At 63.3% G+C, this 8,327-nt stretch carries 8 protein-coding genes and 1 pseudogene; 1 reads left to right on the forward strand and 8 read right to left on the reverse strand.

What is annotated here, in order from left to right:
- Positions 1 to 206: pseudogene (locus B3873_RS26180) on the forward strand (phosphodiesterase); the annotation flags it as partial.
- Between the two features lie 34 nt (positions 207 to 240).
- Here B3873_RS26180 and B3873_RS26185 read toward each other — a convergent pair.
- The 8 genes from B3873_RS26185 to B3873_RS26220 all read right to left on the reverse strand — a co-directional run.
- On the reverse strand, positions 241 to 390 hold the full coding sequence (locus tag B3873_RS26185; protein WP_166675037.1) for a hypothetical protein: 150 nt from the start codon (positions 388 to 390) through the stop codon (positions 241 to 243).
- Positions 391 to 536: 146 nt separating this feature from the next.
- Positions 537 to 2,018: a glycerol kinase GlpK gene (gene glpK, locus B3873_RS26190; protein ID WP_286870034.1), complete on the reverse strand. Its 1,482-nt coding sequence runs from the start codon at positions 2,016 to 2,018 to the stop codon at positions 537 to 539.
- A 211-nt stretch (positions 2,019 to 2,229) separates the two neighbouring features.
- Positions 2,230 to 3,978, reverse strand: coding sequence for an ABC transporter substrate-binding protein (locus B3873_RS26195; protein ID WP_121044570.1), 1,749 nt, complete (start codon positions 3,976 to 3,978; stop codon positions 2,230 to 2,232).
- Between the two features lie 262 nt (positions 3,979 to 4,240).
- Positions 4,241 to 4,525, reverse strand: coding sequence for a DUF2160 domain-containing protein (locus tag B3873_RS26200; RefSeq protein WP_039790026.1), 285 nt, complete (start codon positions 4,523 to 4,525; stop codon positions 4,241 to 4,243).
- Between the two features lie 2 nt (positions 4,526 to 4,527).
- Positions 4,528 to 5,346, reverse strand: coding sequence for a carbohydrate ABC transporter permease (locus B3873_RS26205; RefSeq protein WP_039790027.1), 819 nt, complete (start codon positions 5,344 to 5,346; stop codon positions 4,528 to 4,530).
- Positions 5,339 to 6,229 carry a carbohydrate ABC transporter permease gene (locus tag B3873_RS26210; protein WP_039790028.1) on the reverse strand — a complete coding sequence of 297 codons (891 nt, stop codon included), beginning with the start codon at positions 6,227 to 6,229 and terminating at the stop codon, positions 5,339 to 5,341. The genes B3873_RS26205 and B3873_RS26210 overlap by 8 nt, the downstream gene beginning before the upstream one ends.
- Before the next feature lie 3 nt (positions 6,230 to 6,232).
- Complete coding sequence (locus B3873_RS26215) at positions 6,233 to 7,321, reverse strand: ABC transporter ATP-binding protein (RefSeq protein ID WP_286870037.1); 1,089 nt, start codon at positions 7,319 to 7,321, stop codon at positions 6,233 to 6,235.
- 1 nt (position 7,322) lies between these two features.
- A partial coding sequence (locus tag B3873_RS26220) for an ABC transporter ATP-binding protein (protein ID WP_286870040.1) occupies positions 7,323 to 8,327 on the reverse strand: 1,005 nt, incomplete at its 5' end.

Genomic DNA, 8,327 nt, shown 5'->3' on the forward strand with positions numbered 1-8,327 from the left:
TGATCCGCCAGAATGCGCAGGACCTGACGCGGCCGGTACTGAAGGTGTTCCGCTACAACGACGACATGGAAATGAGCGACACCGAGATCCTCGACCTCATGGCCACGCCCGAAGCCGATACCATCGTTGCCCGTGGCGGCGAGGAATGGGCGCGCCTGAGCCATCTCGATACCATGCACATGCTCAGCACGGGCACGCCCTCCTGAGCCTGAGCCCGCTGACCGGTCAGATCCGGCCTGTTCAGGCCATCCCCAGCACCGTCATGAAGTGACGCCCGTGCGCCTCGTGCGAGGCCGCGGGCACGCTGATGTCACATGCCATCAGGAAGGTGGTGGCAGCCTCGATGAAGCCATCGGCCAGTTGCATCGCGTCCAGCAGCAGGTGTTCCATGATCCGCTCCTCGTCTCATGCCCGGCAGCGGGATGCGCCGGGCTTGAGAGGATCATGGCGCAGTGTTGTTATCGTCCTGTGTCAAAAGGCGTGCGTCCTGTTTCAATTGAAACCAGCGGAACCAACGCCCCCGTTCCGAGAGCGCCTCAGCCTGCACTGACCTGCCGAATCGCCGCTTCCCACGCGTGGATGCGCTCCTGCGCCTGCTCGCGCGTGAAACGCGGCTCGAAGGTACGCTCCATGCGCCACTGCGCGGACAGCTCCGACAAATCACGATAGACACCCGTGGCGACCCCGGCCAGATAGGCCGCACCCAGCGCGGTGGTTTCGGTCACTTGCGGACGGATCACCGGAATACCCAGCAGATCGGCCTGGAACTGCAGCAGCAGATTGTTGGCCGCCGCCCCGCCATCCACGCGCAATTCGGTGATGGGCGAGACCGCATCCTTGACCATCGCATTGAGCAGAGCAGTACTCTGGAAGGCAATCGATTCCAGCGCCGCGCGGGCGATGTGGGCCACCGTGCTGCCCCGGCTCAAGCCGACGATGGCGCCCTTGGCACCGGGATTCCAGTAGGGCGCACCCAGCCCCGTGAAGGACGGCACGAACACCACCCCGCCCGAATCTTCCACCGTGCAGGCCAGTCCCTCGACGTCGGTGGAGGTCTTGATGGCCTTGAGGCCATCGCGCAGCCACTGCACCACGGCACCGCCGATGAAGACACTGCCTTCGAGCGCATATTGTTTGCGTTCATCGACCTGGCAGGCGGCGGTACTGATGAGGCCGTTGTGCGAAGTGGCGCACTGGTCGCCGGTATGCAGCAGCATGAAGCAGCCGGTACCGTAAGTATTCTTGGCCATGCCGGGACGCACGCAGGCCTGGCCGAACAGCGCCGACTGCTGGTCGCCGGCGATGCCGCCGATCTTGACCGCCGCACCCAGGTGCTGCGCATCGATCTCGCCATAGATGTGGGCCGAGGCATGCACCTGCGGCAGCATCGCAGCGGGAATATCCAGCCATTGCAACAGCTCTTCATCCCACGCCCCGGTGTGGATATTCCACAGCATGGTGCGCGAGGCATTGGACACATCGCTCACGTGCAGGCGGCCCCCGGTCAGGTTCCAGACCAGCCACGAATCGACGGTGCCGAACAGCAGTTCGCCCCGTTCGGCACGCGCACGCAGGCCGTCGACATGGTCGAGGATCCAGCGCAGCTTGGTGCCGGAAAAATAAGGATCGAGCACCAGCCCGGTCTTCTGCTGGATGGCCTCGCCCAGGCCACGGTCACGCAGCGCCGCGCAGACCACTTCAGCGCGGCGGTCCTGCCAGACCACGGCGTTGTAGACCGGCTTGCCGGTGGCGCGCTCCCACACCACGGTGGTCTCGCGCTGGTTGGTGATGCCCAGGGCGGTCAGTTCTTCGGCCTTGATGCCGCTTTGCGCCAGCACCTTCTGTGCCGTCTGCAACTGGCTCTGCCACAGGTCCATGGGGTCGTGCTCGACCCAGCCCGGCTGCGGGAAGATCTGCGGAAATTCCTGCTGGGCCGTGGCGACGATGGCGCCACTCTGGTCGAAGATGATGCTGCGCGAGCTGGAGGTACCCTGGTCGAGGGCGAGCAGATAGGCCATGATGATTCCTTGCAGACGACTGAAAAACTAAAGTTTGAAAATGGAATAACACATTCCTGCGGGCCGCAACCGCAATCCACATGCGGCCATTCTCAGGAGAGACTAAGGTTCAACCCGAAACCAAGTCAACACGCACCCGATCAACGTGAAGACGCCACCCCGACACCGGCCGGGATGGCGTCATCTCACGTGTGATGGCGCTCAGGCTGCATCAGCGAACGCGGCCATCCTTCCAGGCTTGCAGCAGCTTGTCGTAGGGGATGGTCTCGCCCTTCGGCTTTTCGTTGGCCAGCTTGGCCCACGGTGCGCCCTTGTCGGACAGCCAGGTGGCCGGATCCTTCTTCGGGTTCAGCTTGGGCGCGCACTGCTTCATGCCGGCGCGCTGCAGGCGGGCCATGATACCGTCCATTTCATCGGCCAGATTGTCCATGGCACCTTGCGGGGTCTTCTCGCCGGAGATGGCCGAGGAGATGTTCTTCCACCAGATCTGCGCCATCTTCGGATAGTCAGGCACGTTGGTGCCGGTCGGGGTCCACGCCACCCGGGCCGGGCTGCGGTAGAACTCGATCAGGCCACCGTACTTGGCGGCGTTCTTGGTGAAGTAGTCGGAGCGGATGTCGGAGTCACGAATGAAGGTCACGCCGACGATGGACTTCTTCAGCGACACGGTCTTGGAGGTCGTGAACTGCGCATACAGCCAGGCTGCGGCCATCTGGTCCGGCGGGGTGCTCTTCAGGAAGGTCCACGAACCGACGTCCTGGTAGCCGTTCTGCATGCCGTCCTTCCAGTACGGACCGTGCGGGCCGGGGGCCATGCGCCACTTGGGCGAACCGTCGGCGTTGACCACCGGCAGGCCCTGCTTGGTCATACTGGCGGTGAAGGCGCTGTACCAGAAGATCTGTTGCGCGATGTGGCCTTGGGCAGGCACCGGGCCGGCTTCGGAGAAGGTCATGCCCAGCGCTTCGGGCGGAGCGTACTTCTTCATCCAGTCCAGGTACTTGGTCAGGGCATAGACCGCAGCCGGCGAGTTGGTGGCACCGCCGCGCGAGGTCGAGGCACCGACCGGGGTGCACTTGTCATCGGCTACGCGAATACCCCATTCATCGACCGGCAAGCCGTTGGGCAGGCCCTTGTCGGCGGCACCGGCCATGGACAGCCAGGCATCGGTGAAGCGCCAGCCCAGCGACGGGTCCTTCTTGCCGTAGTCCATGTGGCCGAAGACCTTCTTGCCGTCCAGTTCCTTGACGTCGTTGGTGAAGAAGGCGGCGATGTCTTCGTAGGCCGACCAGTTCTGCGGCACGCCCAGTTCATAGCCGTACTTGGCCTTGAACTTGTCCTGCAGGTCCTTGCGCGCGAACCAGTCGGCGCGGAACCAGTACAGGTTGGCGAACTGCTGGTCGGGCAGCTGGTAGAGCTTGCCGTCCGGCGCGGTGGTGAAGCTGGTACCGATGAAGTCCTTCAGGTCCAGGCCGGGGTTGGTGTATTCCTTGCCGGGGCCGGCCATGTAGTCGCTCAGCACCACGGTCTGGCCGTTGCGGTAGTGGGTACCGATCAGGTCGGAGTCGTTGACCCAGCCGTCATAGATGGACTTGCCCGATTGCAGCGAGGTCTGCATCTTCTCGACCACGTCGCCTTCCTGGATCACGTCGTGAATGACCTTGATGCCGGTGATTTCCTCGAAGGCCTTGGCCAGGGTCTTGGATTCATAGGCGTGCGTATCCAGGGTCTCGGAGACCACGTGGATTTCCTTGACGCCCTTGGCCTTGAGCTTGGCGGCCGCGTCGATGAACCATTGCATCTCGGTGACCTGCTGTGGACGCGACAGCGTGCTGGGCTGGAATTCGGCATCCACCCACTTCTCGGCGGCCTTGATGTCGGCCCAGGCATTGCCCGCGATACCGGCCATGGCCATGGCGGCGGCCAGCACGGTCAGTTTGATTTTCCGCATGTTCTGCATCATGTCTCCTCGTCACCTTCCCCTCAGTTGGCGTGCCGGGTAGGGAAGGAGAATCCCCGGACGTCCATTGTGATTACAGATCTGTTGCCTGCTGCCATAAAACCAAAATCAGCCGTATCACCATCACCACCCGTTCGGACTGAGTAGGCCCGCCAGGGCCGTATCGAAGACGCTCCTGCGCCTGTCGAAGGGCGCTCAGGCGCAGGTGAACCTTCGATACGCGGCTACGCCGCTACTCAGGACGAACGGTAGTCATGACATCCCATCAGCCCTTGCGCATGATCAGCACCAGCGCCACGAAGCCCAGCGCCGCTGCATACCACTGTTCCATATCGGTCAGTCCGACCCAGGCCAGGTTGATGTAGGCCGCCGTCAGCAGCCCGATGAAGAGGCGGTCGCCACGGGTGGTGCGCATGGGCAGGAAGCCCTTGCGCTCGATGGTCGGCGAGCGGATCTCCCACACCGTCATGCCGATCAGCATCAGCACCACGCAGACGAAAAAGATCGCAACCGGTGGCGTCCACGACATCCACGACAAAGCATTTCCCATGATCACACTCTCCCCATTGCGAAGCCCTTGGCGATGTGGTTGCGCACGAACCAGATCACCAGGGCTCCCGGAACAATCGTCAGCACGCCGGCCGCGGCCAGGATGCCCCAGTCCATGCCTGCTGCCGACGCGGTACGCGTCATGATGGCGCTGATGGGCTTGGCGTTGACCGAGGTGAGCGTGCGGGCCAGCAGCAGTTCCACCCAGCTGAACATGAAGCAGAAGAAGGCCGTCACGCCCACGCCCGATTTGATCAGCGGCAGGAAGATGCGCAGGAAGAAACGCGGGAAGGAGAAGCCATCGATATAGGCCGTCTCATCGATCTCGCGCGGCACGCCCGACATGAAGCCTTCCAGGATCCACACCGCCAGCGGCACGTTGAAGAGCATGTGCGCCAGCGCCACCGCGATGTGCGTGTCCGACAGGCCGATGGTCGAATAGAGCTGGAAGAACGGCAGCAGGAACACCGCCGGCGGCGTCATGCGGTTGGTCAGCAGCCAGAAGAACATGTGCTTGTCGCCCAGGAAGCGATAGCGCGAGAAGGCATATGCGGCGGGCAAGGCCACCAGCAGCGACATGACCGTGTTCATGGCCACGTAGATGATGGAGTTGATGTAGCCCGAATACCAGGACGGATCGGTGAAGATCGTCTTGTAGTTGTTCAGCGTCGGCGCATTGGGCCAGAGCGTGAAGACCGACAGCGTCTCCTCGTTGGTCTTCAACGACGTGTTCAGCAGCCAGTACAGCGGCACCAGCGTGAAGGCGATGTAGACCAGCATCACCAGGGTGCGGGTGAGGGTCTTGTCCTGAGTCTTATTCATGTTGGCCACCCGAAGCATTGGCGTTGTTGCCGGCACTCTGCATCCAGTTGTAGAGCACGAAGGACAACAGCAGGATGATGAGGAAGTAGATCAGCGAGAAGGCGGCAGCCGGACCGAGGTCGAACTGGCCCACGGCTTTCTGCGTGAGGTACTGGCTCAGGAAGGTGGTCGAGTTGCCGGGACCGCCACCGGTGAGCACGAAGGGCTCGGTGTAGATCATGAAGCTGTCCATGAAACGCAGCAGCACCGCGATCACCAGCACGCCGCGCATCTTGGGCAGCTGGATGAAACGGAATACCGCCCAGCGGCTGGCACCGTCGATCTGCGCCGCCTGGTAATACGCGTCCGGAATCGAACGCAGACCGGCAAAGGCCAGCAGCGCCACCAGCGGCGTCCAGTGCCACACATCCATGAGCAGCACGGTCAGCCAGGCGTCCAGCGGATTGGACGCGTAGTTGTAGTCGACGCCCAGCAGGTTCAGCACGTGACCGCCCAGCCCGATGTCGCCACGGCCGAAGATCTGCCAGATGGTGCCGACCACGTTCCATGGAATGAGCAGCGGCATGGCCAGGATCACCAGCGTGGCCGAGGATTTCCAGCCCTTGTGGGGCATGGCCAGTGCCAGGCCGATGCCCAGCGGCAGCTGTACCAGCAGCACGCAGAAGGAAAAGATCAGCTGGCGCAGCAGGGCCGCATGCAGCTCGCTGTCGCGCATGACATCGCGGAACCAGTCCAGGCCCACGAAGACTTTCTGTTCGGGGCTGATGATGTCCTGCACCGAATAATTGACCACCGTCATCAGCGGAATGATGGCCGAGAAGGCCACCGTCAGGAAGACCGGGAGGATGAAGAACCAGGCCTTGTTGTTGTAGGGCTTGTTCATGGCTTAGCGTCCAATTCTCTCGTCGTTGCTGAAGTAGATCGTCTCCGGCTTGGCCAGTCGCAGCCACTGTGCGCCGGTGGCGATCTTCAGTTCGGGCGCCACGCGCGCCTTCACGCTCATGCCCTCGAACTGTGCGGTCACCAGCTGGCTGGTGCCCAGATGCTGGACCTGAGTGACCTCGGCACTGACGGCCCCGGCCGTACCGGGTGCGGCCAGCTCGACGAATTCGGGACGGATACCCAGCTTCAGGTCACCGCTGCTGTTCTTCAGGGCCTGCAATTGAGCGGCCTCGACCTGCAGGCGCTGCTGGCCCAGCAGGACCGCATCGCCCTCCACGCGCACCGGGCAGAAGTTCATGCCGGGGCTGCCGATGAAGTAACCGACGAAGGTGTGGTCGGGGCGCAGGAACAATGCCTCCGGCTTGCCCTGCTGCACCACCTTGCCCTCGGTCATGACCACCACTTCATCGGCGAAAGTCAGCGCCTCGACCTGGTCGTGGGTGACGTAGATGAGGGTCAGCTTCAACTGGTGATGGATTTCCTTGAGTTTCTGGCGCAGCTCCCACTTCATGTGCGGATCGATCACCGTCAGCGGTTCATCGAAGAGGATCGCCGCCACGTCCTTGCGCACCAGACCACGGCCCAGCGAAATCTTTTGCTTGGCATCGGCCGACAGTCCGGCGGCGCGCTGCTTGAGGTCGCGGGTCAGGTCGAGCATCTCGGCGATCTCGCGCACGCGGGCCTGCACTTCGCGCTCGGCGATCTTGCGGTTGCGCAGCGGGAAGGCCAGGTTGTCGAACACGCTCATGGTGTCGTACAGGACCGGGAACTGGAACACCTGCGCGATGTTGCGATCGCGGGTGGCCATGCGGGTCATGTCGCGGCCATCGAAGAGCACCTGCCCTTCGGAGGGCTGCAGCAGGCCGGAAATGATGTTGAGCAGCGTGGACTTGCCGCAGCCCGAGGGACCCAGCAGCGCATAGGCCCCGCCGTCTTCCCACACCATGTTCATGGGTTGCAGGGCATAGTCCTTGAGGCTGGCCGGGTTGCTACCGTAGGCGTGGCCCAGGTTCTTGAATTCGATGCGGGCCATGTCAGCGAGTCTCCAGCGGGGCGCTCAGCAGGCGTCCCTGTGTATCGAACAGGAAGGCCTTGGCGGCGGCGATGCTCACTTGCACCGTGCTGCCGATGGCCACTTCATGCACGCCCGACAGCTGCGCCACCAGGGGCACATCGCCATGGCGCAGGTGCAGGTAGGTTTCGGAACCGGAGAGTTCGGCCAGGGTCACGCTGCAGCCCAGGCTCACACCCGGTGCGCTCAGCGCTTCCAGGCGCACGTCATTGCAGCGGATGCCCAGCTTGCAGGGCTGGCCTTCCGACAGGGACAGCGAGCGCCCGGCAATTTCCAGCACGCTGCCATCGTTCATGCGGATGGCGGCCACGCCGTGGGCGGTGGAGATGGCCGTGGCGTCCAGCAGGTTCATCGGCGGATCATTGAAGATCGCTGCCACGCGGGTGGAGGCCGGACTGTTGAACAGTTCCAGCGTCGGCGCGAATTGCAGCAGGCGGCCCTCGTGCATCACGGCGGTGTGCCCGCCCAGCAGCAAGGCTTCCTGCGGCTCGGTGGTGGCGTAGACCACGGTGGTGTCGCCGGTGGCGAAGAGCGAAATCAATTCGCTGCGCAATTCTTCGCGCAACTTGTAGTCGAGGTTGACCAGCGGTTCATCGAGCAGCACCAGCGGGGCGCGCTTGATGAGTGCACGCGCCAGCGCGCAACGCTGCTGCTGGCCACCGGAGAGTTCCAGCGGCAGACGCTGCAGCAGGTGGGTGATGTGCAGCTTGTCGGCAATTTCCTTGACGCGCTTGCTGATCTCCTGCTCGGGCTGCTTCTGCAGGCGCAGCGGCGCGGCGATGTTCTCGAACACCGTCAGGCCGGGATAGTTGATGAATTGCTGGTACACCATCGCCAGGTTGCGCTCGCGCACGCCTACGCCGGTGACGTCCTGGCCATCGACCAGCACGCGCCCTGCGGTGGGCTTGTCGAGCCCGGCGATGATGCGCATCAGGGACGTCTTGCCGGCCTGGGTCGGGCCCAGCAG

This window comes from Herbaspirillum sp. UBA812 (genome assembly GCF_002296545.1).
Taxonomy (GTDB): domain Bacteria; phylum Pseudomonadota; class Gammaproteobacteria; order Burkholderiales; family Burkholderiaceae_D; genus Herbaspirillum; species Herbaspirillum huttiense.